Consider the following 16,326-nt stretch of genomic DNA (forward strand, 5'->3'; position numbering starts at 1 on the left):
GATTGATTTTTGTCTACCGTGCCTCAATCTCTTGATGTATGCGCTTTGCGCTCCCATTTCCGCGCGGCCGCTGCGGCGTTCGCCCTAATCGACAGGAGAATCCGGTGCGCTGGATACCGTTCATTGCTATTTTTCTCTATGTTTACATTGAGATTTCTATATTCATCCAGGTCGCTCACGTGCTGGGCGTACTACTGACGCTGCTGCTGGTCATCTTTACCTCCATCGTCGGCATGTCGCTGGTGCGCAATCAGGGATTTAAAAACTTTTTGCTGATGCAACAGAAACTGGCCGAGGGAGAAAGTCCGGCGGCCGAGATGATCAAAAGCGTTTCGCTGATCATTGCCGGCTTACTGCTGCTGTTGCCGGGCTTTTTCACCGATTTTCTGGGGCTTCTGCTGTTGCTTCCGCCGGTACAGAAGCATTTGACCATGAAATTGTTACCGCATTTGCGTTTTGCTCGTATGCCCGGAGGTGGCTTTGGTGCCGGCTACCAGAGCGGAGATACCTTTGACGGCGAGTATCAGCGCAAAGATAAAGATGAAGGACGTGAACTGCCGAATCATGACGATGACGATCGGCGGCGTTGAGTTAAGTTAAACGATTGAGGTTATGACGCGCTTCCCCTTGTTCACCCGGGAAGCGCGTTTTTTATGGGTGAGTAGAAGTCGCTGCGGCGTTCAGTCTGCGGCGCGGCAGAAATGCCCACAAACCTGCCAACACGATCAGTGCGTAAAGGCTCTTCCAGCCCACCATCGCGAGTAGCAGCAGACAAAGTACGCCGCCGACGATCGCCAGTAGCCGGTAGCGGCCTTTCAGCAAGCGACAGCCGGCCAGCATGCACAGCAGATAGATCATAATAAAGATGCCGTTGGCATAAACAATCAGCGCTTCAAGATCCATCTCCAGAACGTATATCCCGATTGTGCTGAGAGTACAACAGGCCAGTACCGCATACAGCGCGTTTAGCGGCAGATGACGGCCCGATAGCCTGGCCAGCGGGCTATGAGGTTTGTACTGCGCCTGCGACCAGACCAGGCGTGCGAAACTCTGAATATAGATGTTCAGACTGGCAAAGCAGGCCAGGTAACCGATCACGCAGGCAATCCACAAGGCGTTGACGCCAAACAGTTGCACTACGACGTCTGGCAGCGAGGTAGCTGCCGCGCTGGCGGCGCTGTAAGCGTTGAAGTGCAGGACGATGACGGTACACGCCCAGTACACGGTGCCTGCCAGTAGCAGGCCAATCATTAGCGCCCGCGGGAAATCACGCTGCGGGTGTTTAAATTCCGACGCGAGATGGGCGAAGGCCTCCAGACCGACAAAGCACCAGAACATCACGGCCAGCGCGGCAAACAGCCCCTGCGGCGCGATCTCCGCCGGCGGCGGGAAGGGAATATCCGACACAGAGAGGGAGCCGAACCACCAGATGGCGGCGATTAAGGCGACGATCAGTCCGGCAATCAACGATTGCAGATTGGCGCTGGAGCCTGCGCCGCGGGTACCGAGAAACCACACCAGGGAAAGCGTCACCAACTCTGCTATCAGGAGCTGTCCATCGTGCCAGCCAAATAGCGCCTGCCAGAAGCCTGCGGCGATATGGAGCGCGGCAGGCAGTCCTACCGGGATTACCGACAGGAATAGCCAGCCGGTTACCCTTTCCATATGGTGGCCGAAAGCCATACCGACGAAGTGTGCAACGCCGCCAGCACTGGGGAAATGTCGTCCCAGTACCGCAAAGACAATGGCGATGGGAAAGACCAGAATGATCAACACCGGCCACGCCCACAGGCTGCTGTTGCCGGCTGCCAGCGCCGCAAGAGCCGGGACGGCAAAAACGCCGGTGCCCAGCAGCGATGTCGACAACAGACCAATTCCCTGAACCAGTCCCAGTTCTTGTTTAAGTCCACTCATGCGATTTACTTACCCGATCCGTACCCCGGGCAGGGGACAACAAAAGAATTTTTTATGGTATCACAACCTTCATACGGAAAGGCTATTGGTCTGTAATTGCTAATTTTCTGTTTTTACGCGGTTTTTTACTTTACTGGCAAGAATGCGATTTTTTTTCTTGCTCCCCCCTTGAAGGGCTAAAAATCCGTCCCCATCTCTCTGGTCACCAGCCGGGAAACCGTTTACGGGCCGGCGTCATCCATAACTGATAATGACCTTCTCAAAGGAGAGCTATCAATGAGTATTCGTCCGTTACATGATCGTGTGATCGTCAAACGTAAAGAGGTTGAATCTAAGTCCGCTGGCGGCATCGTTCTGACCGGTTCTGCAGCAGGTAAATCAACTCGTGGCGAAATCATCGCTGTCGGTAAGGGCCGCATCCTGGAAAATGGCACTGTGCAGCCGCTGGACGTTAAAGTTGGCGACATCGTGATTTTTAACGATGGCTACGGTGTAAAAGCTGAGAAGATCGACAATGAAGAAGTGTTGATCATGTCCGAAAGCGACATTCTGGCAATTGTTGAAGCGTAATTTCACGCGCGAAACTGAACGAGTTTGAGGGAAATATTGATATGGCAGCTAAAGACGTAAAATTCGGTAGCGACGCCCGCGTGAAAATGCTGCGCGGCGTAAACGTACTGGCAGACGCAGTAAAAGTTACCCTGGGCCCGAAAGGCCGTAATGTAGTGCTGGACAAATCCTTCGGCGCGCCGAATATCACTAAAGACGGCGTTTCCGTGGCTCGTGAAATCGAACTGGAAGATAAGTTTGAGAACATGGGCGCTCAGATGGTGAAAGAAGTTGCCTCTAAAGCTAACGATGCTGCAGGCGACGGTACCACCACTGCGACCGTACTGGCGCAGGCTATCATCACCGAGGGTCTGAAAGCCGTTGCCGCTGGCATGAACCCGATGGACCTGAAGCGCGGTATCGATAAAGCCGTTGCCGCCGCGGTTGAAGAGCTGAAAGCGCTGTCTGTACCGTGCTCTGACTCTAAAGCTATCGCTCAGGTAGGGACCATCTCCGCTAACTCCGACGAAACCGTAGGTAAACTGATCGCTGAAGCGATGGATAAAGTCGGTAAAGAAGGCGTTATCACCGTTGAAGATGGTACTGGTCTGGAAGACGAGCTGGATGTGGTAGAAGGTATGCAGTTTGACCGTGGCTACCTGTCTCCGTACTTCATCAACAAGCCTGACACTGGCGCCGTTGAGCTGGAAAGCCCGTTCATTCTGCTGGCTGACAAGAAAATCTCCAACATCCGCGAAATGCTGCCAGTTCTGGAAGCCGTCGCTAAAGCAGGCAAGCCGCTGGTGATTATCGCTGAAGACGTTGAAGGCGAAGCGCTGGCGACTCTGGTGGTTAACACCATGCGCGGCATCGTTAAAGTCGCAGCGGTTAAAGCGCCGGGCTTCGGCGACCGCCGTAAAGCTATGCTGCAGGACATCGCGACGCTGACCGGTGGTACCGTTATCTCTGAAGAGATTGGTATGGAGCTGGAAAAAGCTACTCTGGAAGACCTCGGCCAGGCTAAACGCGTCGTCATCAACAAAGACACCACCACCATCATTGATGGCGTAGGTGAAGAAGATGCTATCCAGGGTCGTGTTGCCCAGATCCGTAAGCAGATCGAAGAAGCCACTTCCGATTACGACCGTGAAAAACTGCAGGAGCGCGTAGCGAAACTGGCAGGCGGCGTTGCAGTAATCAAAGTGGGCGCGGCGACTGAAGTTGAAATGAAAGAGAAAAAAGCGCGCGTTGATGACGCCCTGCACGCGACTCGTGCTGCGGTGGAAGAAGGCGTGGTTGCCGGTGGCGGCGTGGCGCTGGTACGTGTCGCCGCTAAACTGTCTGGTCTGACAGCTCAGAACGAAGATCAGAACGTTGGTATCAAAGTTGCTCTGCGCGCGATGGAGTCTCCGCTGCGCCAGATCGTATCCAACGCCGGTGAAGAGCCGTCTGTTGTCGCTAACAACGTCAAAGCTGGTGAAGGTAACTACGGTTACAACGCGGCGACTGAAGAGTACGGCAACATGATCGACTTCGGTATCTTGGATCCGACTAAAGTCACTCGTTCTGCTCTGCAGTACGCGGCCTCTGTTGCTGGCCTGATGATTACTACCGAGTGCATGGTTACCGACCTGCCGAAAGGCGATGCGCCTGATTTAGGTGCAGCTGGTGGTATGGGCGGCATGGGTGGTATGGGCGGCATGATGTAATTGCCTGTTACCGCACATAATGCGTAATAACCCCCGGGTCAGAGATGACCGGGGGTTTTTCTTTTGGTGTTGATTTTAGTATAAAGTTTGCACCGGAAAGTATTATTCGATTCGTTGATCATGGGGAATAACATGGGCGTAAAAGTTTCAGCAGGAATGGTTGTCGCAGCGCTGCTGCTGGCCGGTTGCAGCACCAGCAACCAGCTGACCGCGGGCGGGCAGAATGTTCGCTTTGTGGAAGAAAAGCCTGGCAGTGAGTGCCAGTTGTTAGGGACCGCGACCGGCGAACAGAGTAACTGGCTGTCTGGTCAGCGTGGCGATGAGGGCGGCTCTATGCGTAGCGCAGCCAATGCGCTGAGAAACCAGGCCGCGGCAATGGGCGGCAATGTGCTGTATGGCGTGAGCAGCCCGACACAGACAATGCTTTCCAGCTTTGTGCCGACGGCGACACAGATGATTGGTCAGGTCTATAAGTGCCCGGAGTGATACCTTAGCGGGTTATCCCTCTCCAGATGGAGAGGGGAACCCGGGTTGGAGGTATTCAACATCTCAGCCTCCTGCTCCACATCCATGTGGAGTTCCCCATTATTCACCCATCAATGACTTCCGAAAAGCTGCCAGTGGCCGTAGAGCCTGTTCAAGCGTGGGAGTGATATTTTTTTCAACCTCCAGAGGCTGAGTATAAATATGGGTAATCTGCGAATAGTATGGACTTAGTTTTTGACTGAGAGAAGCAAATAATCTGGCAATGTTCTCTGCCTCTTTGCTACCGGCAATGACGTTAGTTTTTATTACGCTTCCACACAGGAGTTCACTGCCATTCTGCGTTTCAGTACGATACATAATCAGTATGTAATTATTGAATAGCTCCATTTTCCAGCCTTCATGTTGATACTGGCTGTAGTCCATTGAGTTATCAGGTGCAAATAGTGAGTCATATAAGGGGAGAAAATCCAGGGCAACGGTGATCTGCTGAGCAATTTCCTGGCTTCCTGCATTATTCATTGCCTGGCTGATAGCCATGATGAGGAATTCTATTTGAACATCCTGAATCTGAAGATGGCTGATTTGCTCATTTTGCAGACAGAAAAGTAAGTTAAAGTAGTCATCTCTAAAGCTCGCTGACAACGACGTTATCAGCCTTCCCGGGTCGGGATTTTGAACATCATTCATCTCTATTTGTGGTATATTGCCTGCCAACTCCTGATTTGCTTTTTCGGCTAGTATTCTCAGTGATTCCATATCCAACTGAGCTCTGCGAACTAAGGAAATCAATCTGTTCTGTAAAAGCATGAGGAAATCTTTCAGAACCGAAACCTGCATATAAAAAATCTCGGTCTGCTCGTTATCATTTCTTATCTTCAGCGCCAGAGCCAGAAATTTTTCCTCATGGAGAAGGATACCTGTATTGAGTCCTTTTATTTTTAATGACATTTTAATATTTCCTTACTCTGAATTAATGTGCCGGGGGAAGGGCATTTTTTCCATACTGAGATAGATCGATAATGCGGTCCGCTGATGCTATAGTTGAAGGTCTATGAGCAACAATAATTCGCGTGATTTTTAAACCGGAAATCGACTGATTAATAAAAGATTCGTTTGCCAAATCGAGGTGGCTGGTTGCTTCATCCATAAACAGAATACTGGGCTGGCGATACAACGCTCGGGCAATAAGTATGCGTTGCTTCTGGCCACCGGAAATCCCCAGACCTAGTTCACCAACAATAGATTCATATGCCATCGGCATACGCATAATTTCATCATGTATATTACAGTAGCGAGAACAGGCAATGATTCTGTTCTGATCTGGGTTATCTTCAAAACTGCAAATGTTGTCAGAGATAGACCCTGAAAATAATCGATCTTCCTGCAATACACAGGCAGTGCTGTACCGATAATTGTTGAGACCAATTTTACTGACATCCAGACCATCAACCAGGACATGGCCTTCACTGGGAACTAATAATCCACACATGACTTTAAGCAGTGTCGTCTTACCGATCCCAGATGGACCGACAAGCGCGACGGATTCTCCTGGCTGAATGACCAGATTTAGACCAGAAAAGATTGGGCGAGAAAATGGATCGTACTGATAGCTTAAATCCTTGACTTCCAGTGAGACGCCTTTATTTTCTTCAAAGATTCGACGAGAGGGTTGCTCAGTTTCCGGTTCGCTGAAGACTATTTCCGACAGGCGCTCGTTATGTAGTGATAGCATTCTGAGTTGCATCACCAGGTCTATCAGACTGGAAGCCCGCTGAGAAAATTGTCCACGATAAGCATTGAATGCCATAAACATCCCTAGTGTCATATTATTTTCAATCACCATTACGGCACCAAGCCAGAGAATGACGACTTGATCAATACTGCTGATGAAGGTGTTTATTCCTCCGAAAAGCATGTCAAAACGGGTTTGCTTAATACCTGCATTACAGGCTTCAATGTTAATATTGAGCCAGTTTTGTGAGCGTCTCTCCTTAAGATTTAATGCCTTGATGGTCGAAATACCGTAGAGTGACTCCATAAAATGCGAGCTGGACCGGGCGCTTTTGATAACCTGTTCTTCTGCTATTCGCCGATAAAAACGATAAGTGCCAAAACGCATTAGCGCATAGCAAAGTGTAAAGCCGATAACCACCCAAATCAGCCACCCACCGTATAATGTCATCATTATCAACAACCCAATGGTCATAATGATATCAATTACACCGGTTACAATACTATTAGTAAAGGTAGAACGAATAATATCCAATGATGAAAAGCGAGACTGTATATCTCCAAGGTGACGCTTTTCAAAAAAGGTCAGCGGCAGACTCATCAGATGATCAAATAAGGTCGTTTTCCACTGAATATCGGTCAGGGTGTTCAGAGTTAGGGAAGTCCATGCTCGCAGCATGCTGACAAAGGTGCGAAAGAGTGTAAAGACGACCAGACCGATACAAATCACTGCCAACAGGCTATGGTCATGCGCGATAATGACATGATCAGTCACTAATTGTGTACCTATTGGCATTAGTAAGTTTATGGTTTCAATGACTACTGAAAGAGCAAATATTTTTATCAGTGCTGATTTCAGACCAACAATATTTTTCATTAAATCCAGCAGACGCAGTCGACTTTTGGCTTTTTCTTGCTGGAAATTACTGTCTGGCCATAGCTCCAGGGCTACGCCAGTGAAGTAATTTGACATTTCCTGAACACCAACAATACGTTTACCTAGTGCAGGATCGTGAACAACAAAGCTTGAGCGTTTTACTGCGACCAATACCACATAATGGTTCATACCCCAGTGTAGAATACATGGTAGTTTGAGTTGCCTGATTTCATCCAGGTCCAGTGATAAAGCACGGTTCTTCAGATTTGCCTGTTCGGCGATTTTGCTGAGTTCAAGCAGTGTTGCACCTTGTGAGGAGTGACCGAAACGTTGACGGAAATTGAACAGATCGATTTCCATACCGTAGTAACCGCAAATCATTGATAGGCTTGCAATACCACACTCAGATGCTTCTGATTGAAGAATGACCGGCGTTTTTTTTCGCAATGAAAAATTCAATTTAGCTACGATCGATTTAAATAATTCATTATTCATTGATTGGCCCACTTACGCTCTGTGCAATTTTATAGAAGGGAGTAAATATCCACATATATAGTGGGCGCTCTTCAAGAAAGACTATTGCCTGAGCTTTCAAACCATTAGAAAGTGATAGTGTTTTACCATTATAGGTAAATGATTTGTCTTTAATTTCAACAAGAGTTTTATAAAGAGCTAATTCCTGTTGATTCATACCATTATTAACATTTACATTTGTATATTCTGCCATTTCCTGACGAGAGGCAGGAACTGATGAAATAGATTTAATGGTTCCCGGAAATTGCCCGAATTTATCTGACGGGAAGGCATCGTAGCGAATGTTTACAGTGTCGCCTTTTTTTATATAGGGAAGGCTGTTATTAGGAAGCCATAGTACCAAATAGTATTCCACATTACCTGTGGGCTTTATTTGTACCAGGCTGCTTCCTTTATCTACCATTTGTCCTGCTGTAACGGACATAGATTCAATTTTTCCATCTGTAGTCGCTTTAATAATAACATTGCCACTGGCATTAGACTCGACTAATTGATTTTTAAAATCATTGATTTGATTTTTTTGACTGGATATTTGATTATCGAAATCAGCGGCTTTGGTAACAATGTCACTTTTTAACTGCGTAAGTTGAGACTCCAGTTGCATTTTTTGGCTAGTCAGAGACTGGTAGGCGCTTTGTTGTTGAAAGTATAATGAGTGTTGGTAGTTATATTGATCTTTAGTGATCAAACCCTGGCGTAAATAGGTATCATAGCTAGCTAGGTTGTCACGCATTTTTTTTAACCCTGTCTGGGTATTCGCCAGCATACGAGTTGTTTCCCGCATGGAGTCATTGAATTGCCGGAGTTGCTCGTTTAGTGCATCCAGGGTTTCATCTTTGTTGTGAGCTATTTTTTCAATGATCTCTTCAGCATTAGTGATCTTTTCTGTAATCACTTTTGCCATAGCATCGCTGACATTACCTGTTGAAGTATGCCTGGAAATGTCCAGTTCATATAGCGTGGCTCCTTTTTTAACTTTCTCTCCAGGCTGAACATATTGCTGGACTATGAATCCTTGCTGAGGAGCAAAAACGTTAATAGAATGCGGAAGAGTAATGATCTCTCCACGAACATCAATACGCTGTGTGTAACTACAAAAAGTTAAAGCAAGAATAAGCACGAGAAGAAATGTGAAAGAAAGCAAAGCGATTAACCAGGCAGGCATACCTGCAAGAAGTAACGCTTTTCCTTTCCAGTGATATTTCTTATATTCGATCGCTTCCCTGCGATAGATATTATTTGCCATTGAGTTATCACTTAAAATTTTGACAGGAGAAAGAAAGCCCCATAGGGCCTTTTATTTACTATGGGAGAATTACTGAGACCATGGAACAAATTTGCCGTTAATGGTGTTTTCCAGGGAAAGGATTACTATCTCTAATGCTTTATCCCAACCGACGGAAAGTCCTGCTGCTCCGGCTATCATTCCACCAGCGATAAAGCCTCAGATGGCACCCACAGCATTACCGATCAGACCGAAGCCCAACAGACCCCCGTTAGCGCCGGACTGAGTACCACCGATCAGCGTACCAAATACTGCTCCGGCGACTGCACCCAGAGCAGAAGCTGCAACATTTCCCAGAATACCATTCAGTGCCAGAGGAGCACCGCCAGCGATCTCTTCCATTTCAGACACAGTTAATTCTTTCATGTACTAGTCCTTTAATATATATTGAAATTACAGATGGATTTATAGATAAAGGTCGTTAAGGTCTGCTGTAATATATTGACAAATAATTCGCCACGCAATAGGCGAGCAGAGTAAATCTGTTTTATAGGAATAGAGAGTGATATTTATTTTTTGTATGAAAAAACGATAATAATATATTTTGTGAATTTTTTTAAGAATACTTAAATACTGCACTGAATAGGCTATGTGTGTTTTGATAAATCTGTCCTCCAGCAATCTCGGAGGACAGAGGGTAAAGAACAATATGATTTTATCAGAAGATAATGCTTCTTTAAAAATATTGTATTTATTTATTAGTTAGTGTGAATTTATTGAGACCATGGAACAAATTTGCCGTTAATGGTGTTTTCCAGGGAAAGGATTACCACCTCTAATGTTTTATCCCAACCGCCTGCAAATGCTGCAGCACCAGCAATCATTCCGCCGGCGATAAAGCCCCAGATGGCACCCACAGCATTACCGATCAGACCGAAGCCCAACAGACCCCCGTTAGCGCCGGACTGAGTACCACCGATCAGCGTACCAAATACTGCTCCGGCGACTGCACCCAGAGCAGAAGCTGCAACATTTCCCAGAATACCATTCAGTGCCAGAGGAGCACCACCAGCGATCTCTTCCATTTCAAACACGGTTAATTCTTTCATGTGCTAGTCCTTTAATATATATTGAAATTACAGATAGATTTATAGATAAAGACCATTACGGTCTGCTGTAATATATTGACAAATAAGTCGCCACGCAATAGGTGAGCAGAGTAAATCTGTTTTATAGGAATAGAGAGTGATGTTTGTTTTTTGAATGAAAAATCGATAACGATATTTTTTGTGAATTTTTTAAGAATACTTAAATACTGCACTGAAGGGGCTATGTGTGTTTTGATAAATCTGTCTCCCAGCAATCTCGGAGGACAGAGGGTAAATAAAAATATGGTTTTATCAGAAGATAATGCTTCATTAAAAAAATATTGTATTTATTTATTAGTTAGTGTGAATCTACTGAGATCATGAAACAAATTTGCCGTTAATGGTGTTTTCCTGGGAAATAACTACCACTTATAACATTTTATCTCAACCGACGGAAAGTCCTGCTGCTCCGGCTATCATTCCGCCGGCGATAAAGCCCCAGATGGTACTCACAGCATTACTGATCAGACCGAAGCCTAACAGACCCCCGATAGCGCCGGACTGAGTACCACCGATCAGCGTACCAAATGCTGCTCCGGCGACTGCCCCCAGAGCAGCAGCTGCAACATTTCCCAGAATACCATTCCGTGCCAGAGGAGCACCACCAGCGATCTCTTCCATTTCAGACACAGTTAATTCTTTCATTTGCTAAACGCGGAATAGTAGTTCACTTTGGGGGAACTCAGCCCGGATTGTGCGAACTGATCAATCGCCAGATATCCCAAACCACCAACCGGACTGAGTGATGCCGATCATAGTACCAATTTCCCGCGACGAATGACGCCAGATGTAGAAAACGATCCATAAAACGCGTGACAAAAACCATGCTCGCAGGTTGACAGCCCTGCTGATGTTGCATCGGGGTGACGGTGTCAGTGATGTTGCGAGAATACTTTGCTGCATCCGTTAATCCATAGGGCGCGGGATAAACTGGTTTACACATTCAGGTATTGAAGGTCTGAAATCTTTATCCGCAGGACGTTCACGTCGCAGGCCCTTTGAGCATATCTGCACACTGTTACGTGAACTGATAAAGCACTCTCCCGGCGATTTTGGTTATCAGCGTTCACGCTGGAGTATGGAACTGCTGGCTATAAAAATAAAACGAGTGCTCACACCGGGGCAGAATGAAAAATATTATCAGGCTGGCGTACTACACAGCGGTACGGGAAAAGTTAGCTACGTAGGTCATTAAGCTGCTCTACCACCTGAAAGCATCGTACCGTAGGGTAAGTGCTGCCACGCTCATCGTGGATAACTACATCATCCACAAAAGTCATGAAACCCAGCGCTGGCTGAAAGCAAACCCGAAGTTCATTATAATTTACCAGCCAGTTTACTCACCTTGGGTGAACCACCTTGAGCGATTATGGCAGGCGTTTCATGACACAATAACCCACAATCATCAGTGCCGTTTAATGTAGCAACTGCTGAGAAAAATTCGCCATTTTATGGAAACCGTCAACCGATTCCCGGGAGGGGAACATGGGCTGGCAAAAGTGTAGCGGTATCAGGCGCAGCTATTTAGCTGATGCTTATTATTTATGTTTCCGCATAATACAATATATAAGATGCAAGTAAGACCTGATGAGTTAAGTATAGAATGCATTCTGATGTTTATATGGCGAATTTTTCGAAAATTGGATGGTCGTTGGAGGATAAGAGATTTAAAATAGAATAAATTTGGCCTTTATGTGATTGTAAGGTTAATCATCCCCCGATAATCTTCGGGGGATATAATATTAAGAATGAATTCTTTCTGATATGCTATTTTTCTTGGACAACAACTTCCAGCAATGCCCTGACATCACCATGGCTAATATCATTAGATAACTTATAGTAATCAGCCTCAAGTTTTATTTCTTGGCTTGCTTTGGTATTAAATATTTGATAGGAGCTAAAGTCATAAAATTTTATGGGAGTAGTGCCAGTACTACCACCTTTAATGATGAACCCCACATTTTTTGCACCACCGGCTGATGGACTTAGCATATTGTTTAGTACACCATCACTAGAGGATGAGTTTCCTGATATTGGGTTGAACCAGTAAATATAGCTTTTGCCTTGTGAAGCGGAAGGGCAGGTCATATCCATAAAAAACTGTTTTTGTTTACCAGTCTTACTACTGCCACTGGAAGATGCTGCTCTTAGCTGAGCAATATCAATCTCCTTCAATTCTACCGGATTGCCCCCTCGTAATGAAATATTACAGGATGATGCTCTGTACTGAATGCTTTTAATCTGAAAATCTGCTCTCATCAAAATAGGTTCAAGCATGCCCGGACTCATAACCTGGTGCATGGCACCTACAGAAAAAACAATATTAACTAACCTTCCTGACGTTTGAGATGTGTTTATCGGTCCCGTTTTTATAAGCCAGACAGGCATCTGCCGCATATTACCATCATAGGCTTTTTTGGGAACAGGGCTTATTATTCCTGCTGCCGTAGGTACTGGGCGCGGTACGGTGCTATATAATAAGTCACCGATCTGAAAACCAATGCCATCGATACCTGTTTCATAGACGGGTCTTCCTTGAATACCTGTTATACCAGGGACTTCAGGGCTCTGTATCTGGACTCGATAAACATCAGGGTCGGCAGATACCACATCACAATCATAATAAGTTTTTACGAAATCAACACCTACGGCATTGGCATAAAGTACACTACCAATTGGAACGGTATTATCTGATAATATCTTTAGTTGAGTTGATGTAAATGATAAGTCAAGGTTTTTAATAGTGCTGCTTGGATATTTACAGTTACCTGCAACCTGAGTGCTAAATAAAAAGATACTGATTAAAAAAATGAGCTTATTCATTGCGTCGTGCTCCCTGAAAATTGATTAGCGGCAGACCGCGTTTGTTTGCTCTATTGCCCCACCGTTACTGGTCAGGCTATATGTCGCTTTACATTGCTGGCCGAGGCTTTTACCCCATTGAACAGAAAGTTCCCCGCTATCTTTTAGGCCAGACATATATACCAAACCACCGTCACTTACCATACTTGCCTGCATCTCCGGTGCATTTGTTGACACGACAGTTGCACCATAAGGCACATTTTTACCCGAAGACGTTTTCAGAATAATAAACGCACGTCGACCGATGTTGCCGCTAAAACTAGCTCGGGTGATAGCTCCACGAGTAGGAACGACTTTTTTACTGGTTTCTGGTAACTCCATATTTTCTGCCAGGGTGGTACTATCCAGAGTAATTGTAGAACGGCGATATGGCGTCAGATAAGGAACTACGGCATATCCCCGAAAATCAGTAGATATTGTTGGGTCGCTCGCAAGTCGGATATTATTTAATCCAGGAGCCTGAACCAGAGCTGCAGTATCAGACATTTCCTGTCCAAGCGTAACTCCATCAGCATGTACTAGTACACCACCATTAAGTCCGTAGTTAATTAGTTGGCTATCTTTATTGTAGCTATAACTGGCATTCATTGTACCGTGAGTACCACGGTAGGTACCTCGTATACCACCGCTGGTACTTTCGCGGTTGCTATATCCTTCCTGAATACTCCAGTCCAACTGATTGTTTTCCAGGGCAGTACCACTCAGGGAAACATATTGGTCTGTAGAGCCAGGATTACTGGAGTTTAACTGGTAGCCAACATAAGTATTCTGAATCCAGCTACCTAATGGGACAGTAATATTTAATGAGAACAAGTGATTGTTCTGTGATTCTCTGTCAGCATTTCCATTTTTCCATGAATAGCGGCTGTAACTATATCCCAAATAATAGTTAACATTACGCCAGCCACCGTTATAACCTACGCTAAAGGAATTGTTGCGGCGACCACCATCCCAATAATCTTCAAAAATACCACTTAAGGATAGACTACCCAGTCCGGCTCCAAGGCTTTGATTGATTGTTAGATTCGTTCGATTGCGTACTGAGCGCCATCTCGTATTTACATTATCATCATTATAAGTTTCTAATACTTCGGAAAGAGTATTAAACCCTTTGGTAGAGTAGCGGTAACCAGCGATAGAAATATTAGTTCCTGTCTGCAGAATATTTTTCCCATATCGAATTCGCCAGGATTGACCTGAGGTTTTTTCAGAGTTTTTTCTTGTTGACCATGCCTGAGTGACATCTGCGGAAACAGCACCAAAATCGCCCATGTTATGACCAAGGCCCATAGCCAGTGACTGATATTTCGAAGCTATCTGCATTCCTCCATAGGCTGTGATATTGCTATGCAGTCCATAGCTGATCGTCGCTTGGGTGAATGGCACTTCATCAGTATTATCGTCATAAGGGCGATATTGTCCGGAGGTTAATTCGTATTCTACCTGACCTTCTCTAAGCATAAGTGGTAAGGTAGCAAAGGGCACAATGAAGTTTTGTTTGGTTCCGTCTGACTCTTCTACAGTCACATATAGGTCGCCGTTACCCCCGGTAGGATACATATCGGCAATTTCAAATGCTCCAGGTGCAACAAACGCCTGGTAAATCTGGTAACCATTTTGCTTAATGACAACCCGGGCATTAGTTCTGGCAATGCCTCGAACTACAGGAGCATATCCCCGTAGACTATCAGGTAGCATTTCTGGATCGGTTGCAAGTTGTACACCGGTGAATGGAACACTATCAAAAATGCTTGATAATGAATTACTTTCACCAATAACTAAGTTACTTTTTAGGGCGACAATGTTACGTTGGGCATATAGATATACTGAGTCCCAATTGCTTTCATCCCCGTTAACTTTGCTCCATGTACTGAGATTGCGGAAACGCCATGGACCGACATTCAGACCCGACTGAAGGTTTAGACCATAATTTTCCCCCTCTGTTTTATAGTCTTTAGCACCACTAAATTGATAGTTAGCTATTAATGCATTAATACCATCATCATATTCTTCCGGAGAAATAAAGCCTTGTGCAACCGAGGTCAGTGCAGCCTGTGGGATGGAAACCATCAATTGCTGAGTGTTGAAATTAAGTTCAGTTTTGAAATCGGGGATAACATTTGTATTACTGCATCCATTGGTATTTTCTTTTAGATCAGGAAATGCACTGGTTCGAAGACCATAACTAGATAGTTTTTCCAAACTAAAGCAAGGAATCAGATTTGATTTTTTGTGTGTAGTATTCTTATCATCTGATGATTCGATAAATTTAATGTTTGTTGTTTCTTGATAATTCTGATTTAATAGTATTTCAACGCGATATTCTCCAGGCGCTTGCACATTCCTTGTTTCATATATTGATAAATCAGGTACTGATAAAGCATCGTTTTCTTCAATAGAACTTATAAATGCAGGGTCAAAAAACTCACGAGCGAAAGAGTTGCAGCTAATCCCTACCAGCAGCATCGGTGAAAGCGCAATGAATAAAGGGGATAAATTAAAAAAAATGGTCTTCCCTTTTCTATTTAATGTAGGCATATTCCTTTACCCTGCTAATTTACTAATTAAATGAAAATTAGATCCCGAAATTATTTAGGGGACCAGTACCACCATGATCGTTCACTATCTGCCATGATATGTTTGAACCAGTGATCCCTACAGGTAGGGTAAACTCTTTTGAAGACATTGCTTCAACATGCAATACTACTTCTCTTATCTCTTTACCATTAATTTTCACTGAATCGAAGTAAAAGAAAAAAGGAGTAGGGTTCTTTAGAGTTATTTTATTATTCGTTCTACGCCACTCTAGTTTTTTAGACTCTTCGTTAATAGATAATTCCTGTATTGCTTTAGGCCGATAAATTAATCTCATTCTATGACGGACAGCTAATTGCAATGTATTACTATCAGCGTGGTTATCATCCGAAGGGGGGATTGACATTACGTTGAAAAAATATACTGACTCCCTGTCTTTCGGTGCATTTGATATGTTTACTGTAGGGAATATACGAATAGTATTGTTTTGTTTCGCCTCAAGTCGGAACAGAGGAGGCGTTGCCATAAAGTTTGGTGCTTTCCCTTTTTCCGCTTCAATCCATGATTTTATAAGATAAGGCGTGTCGTCTTTATTATCTAATTGAGCACTGATCTCACGAGATCCTTCTTTGTAAAGGTAACGCGTCGATTCGATCACCACACCAGCATAGGCAGTTACACTAGTGAAAAGCACAATAACTGTTGCCAGTTTAAATAATGACTTACGCATAGTTCTCTCTCAAATAAATACAAATC

14 protein-coding genes and 1 pseudogene are annotated in these 16,326 nt (G+C 45.0%); 5 read left to right on the forward strand and 10 right to left on the reverse strand.

All coding sequences use genetic code 11. The features are described from left to right. The first annotated feature begins 104 nt into the window (after positions 1-104). On the forward strand, positions 105-590 hold the full coding sequence (locus tag AQ981_RS14545) for an FxsA family protein (protein ID WP_058912470.1): 486 nt from the start codon (positions 105-107) through the stop codon (positions 588-590). A gap of 61 nt (positions 591-651) precedes the next feature. On the opposite strand, the gene yjeH is transcribed toward AQ981_RS14545, so the two are convergent. Further along, positions 652-1,914, reverse strand: coding sequence for an L-methionine/branched-chain amino acid transporter (yjeH, locus tag AQ981_RS14550; RefSeq protein ID WP_058912471.1), 1,263 nt, complete (start codon positions 1,912-1,914; stop codon positions 652-654). Between the two features lie 276 nt (positions 1,915-2,190). On the opposite strand from yjeH, the gene AQ981_RS14555 reads away from it, so the two are divergent. The 3 genes from AQ981_RS14555 to AQ981_RS14565 all read left to right on the forward strand — a co-directional run bounded on the left by AQ981_RS14555 (position 2,191) and on the right by AQ981_RS14565 (position 4,658). Continuing rightward, positions 2,191-2,484, forward strand: a complete 294-nt coding sequence (locus AQ981_RS14555) for a co-chaperone GroES (RefSeq protein ID WP_007372708.1) — start codon at positions 2,191-2,193, stop codon at positions 2,482-2,484. Positions 2,485-2,525: 41 nt separating this feature from the next. Next, positions 2,526-4,172, forward strand: a complete 1,647-nt coding sequence (gene groL, locus AQ981_RS14560; protein ID WP_058912472.1) for a chaperonin GroEL — start codon at positions 2,526-2,528, stop codon at positions 4,170-4,172. A 132-nt stretch (positions 4,173-4,304) separates the two neighbouring features. Then, positions 4,305-4,658, forward strand: coding sequence for a DUF4156 domain-containing protein (locus AQ981_RS14565; RefSeq protein ID WP_058912473.1), 354 nt, complete (start codon positions 4,305-4,307; stop codon positions 4,656-4,658). Positions 4,659-4,757: 99 nt separating this feature from the next. On the opposite strand, the gene yjeJ is transcribed toward AQ981_RS14565, so the two are convergent. The 6 genes from yjeJ to AQ981_RS14595 form a co-directional block, all read right to left on the reverse strand. Next, entirely contained in the window at positions 4,758-5,606 is an 849-nt protein-coding gene (yjeJ, locus tag AQ981_RS14570; RefSeq protein WP_058912474.1) for a YjeJ family protein, read from the reverse strand. Between the two features lie 22 nt (positions 5,607-5,628). Beyond that, positions 5,629-7,761, reverse strand: coding sequence for a peptidase domain-containing ABC transporter (locus tag AQ981_RS14575; RefSeq protein ID WP_058912475.1), 2,133 nt, complete (start codon positions 7,759-7,761; stop codon positions 5,629-5,631). Beyond that, positions 7,754-9,046, reverse strand: coding sequence for an HlyD family secretion protein (locus tag AQ981_RS14580; protein WP_058912476.1), 1,293 nt, complete (start codon positions 9,044-9,046; stop codon positions 7,754-7,756). Before AQ981_RS14580 ends, AQ981_RS14575 begins: the two co-directional genes overlap by 8 nt. 198 nt (positions 9,047-9,244) lie before the next feature. Then, complete coding sequence (locus AQ981_RS28545) at positions 9,245-9,451, reverse strand: hypothetical protein (RefSeq protein ID WP_420809761.1); 207 nt, start codon at positions 9,449-9,451, stop codon at positions 9,245-9,247. Positions 9,452-9,798: 347 nt separating this feature from the next. Next, positions 9,799-10,134, reverse strand: coding sequence for a hypothetical protein (locus tag AQ981_RS14590; RefSeq protein WP_058912477.1), 336 nt, complete (start codon positions 10,132-10,134; stop codon positions 9,799-9,801). A gap of 423 nt (positions 10,135-10,557) precedes the next feature. Beyond that, positions 10,558-10,818 carry a Blp family class II bacteriocin gene (locus tag AQ981_RS14595; RefSeq protein ID WP_121500671.1) on the reverse strand — a complete coding sequence of 87 codons (261 nt, stop codon included), beginning with the start codon at positions 10,816-10,818 and terminating at the stop codon, positions 10,558-10,560. A gap of 142 nt (positions 10,819-10,960) precedes the next feature. Between AQ981_RS14595 and AQ981_RS26145 the strand changes: the two are divergent. After that, positions 10,961-11,678: pseudogene (locus tag AQ981_RS26145) on the forward strand (transposase). Between the two features lie 262 nt (positions 11,679-11,940). On the opposite strand, the gene AQ981_RS14600 reads toward AQ981_RS26145, so the two are convergent. From AQ981_RS14600 to AQ981_RS14610, 3 genes are read right to left on the reverse strand one after another with little or no spacing between them, the layout of a single operon-like run. Further along, on the reverse strand, positions 11,941-12,996 hold the full coding sequence (locus AQ981_RS14600) for a fimbrial protein (RefSeq protein WP_058912478.1): 1,056 nt from the start codon (positions 12,994-12,996) through the stop codon (positions 11,941-11,943). Positions 12,997-13,020: 24 nt separating this feature from the next. Continuing rightward, positions 13,021-15,573: a fimbria/pilus outer membrane usher protein gene (locus AQ981_RS14605; RefSeq protein ID WP_058912479.1), complete on the reverse strand. Its 2,553-nt coding sequence runs from the start codon at positions 15,571-15,573 to the stop codon at positions 13,021-13,023. Between the two features lie 37 nt (positions 15,574-15,610). Further along, on the reverse strand, positions 15,611-16,300 hold the full coding sequence (locus AQ981_RS14610; protein WP_058912480.1) for a fimbrial biogenesis chaperone: 690 nt from the start codon (positions 16,298-16,300) through the stop codon (positions 15,611-15,613). Positions 16,301-16,326: the final 26 nt, after the last annotated feature.

The organism is Entomohabitans teleogrylli (genome assembly GCF_001484765.1).
GTDB classification, from domain to species: Bacteria; Pseudomonadota; Gammaproteobacteria; order Enterobacterales; family Enterobacteriaceae; genus Entomohabitans; species Entomohabitans teleogrylli.

Coding starts and splice junctions, on each gene's coding strand:
- yjeH (WP_058912471.1), bottom strand. CDS start 1,914: ATGAGTGGACTTAAACAAGAACTGGGACTGGTTCAGGGAATTGGTCTG.
- AQ981_RS14555 (WP_007372708.1), top strand. CDS start 2,191: ATGAGTATTCGTCCGTTACATGATCGTGTGATCGTCAAACGTAAAGAG.
- groL (WP_058912472.1), top strand. CDS start 2,526: ATGGCAGCTAAAGACGTAAAATTCGGTAGCGACGCCCGCGTGAAAATG.
- AQ981_RS14565 (WP_058912473.1), top strand. CDS start 4,305: ATGGGCGTAAAAGTTTCAGCAGGAATGGTTGTCGCAGCGCTGCTGCTG.
- yjeJ (WP_058912474.1), bottom strand. CDS start 5,606: ATGTCATTAAAAATAAAAGGACTCAATACAGGTATCCTTCTCCATGAG.
- AQ981_RS14575 (WP_058912475.1), bottom strand. CDS start 7,761: ATGAATAATGAATTATTTAAATCGATCGTAGCTAAATTGAATTTTTCA.
- AQ981_RS14580 (WP_058912476.1), bottom strand. CDS start 9,046: ATGGCAAATAATATCTATCGCAGGGAAGCGATCGAATATAAGAAATAT.
- AQ981_RS28545 (WP_420809761.1), bottom strand. CDS start 9,451: ATGAAAGAATTAACTGTGTCTGAAATGGAAGAGATCGCTGGCGGTGCT.
- AQ981_RS14590 (WP_058912477.1), bottom strand. CDS start 10,134: ATGAAAGAATTAACCGTGTTTGAAATGGAAGAGATCGCTGGTGGTGCT.
- AQ981_RS14595 (WP_121500671.1), bottom strand. CDS start 10,818: ATGAAAGAATTAACTGTGTCTGAAATGGAAGAGATCGCTGGTGGTGCT.
- AQ981_RS14600 (WP_058912478.1), bottom strand. CDS start 12,996: ATGAATAAGCTCATTTTTTTAATCAGTATCTTTTTATTTAGCACTCAG.
- AQ981_RS14605 (WP_058912479.1), bottom strand. CDS start 15,573: ATGCCTACATTAAATAGAAAAGGGAAGACCATTTTTTTTAATTTATCC.
- AQ981_RS14610 (WP_058912480.1), bottom strand. CDS start 16,300: ATGCGTAAGTCATTATTTAAACTGGCAACAGTTATTGTGCTTTTCACT.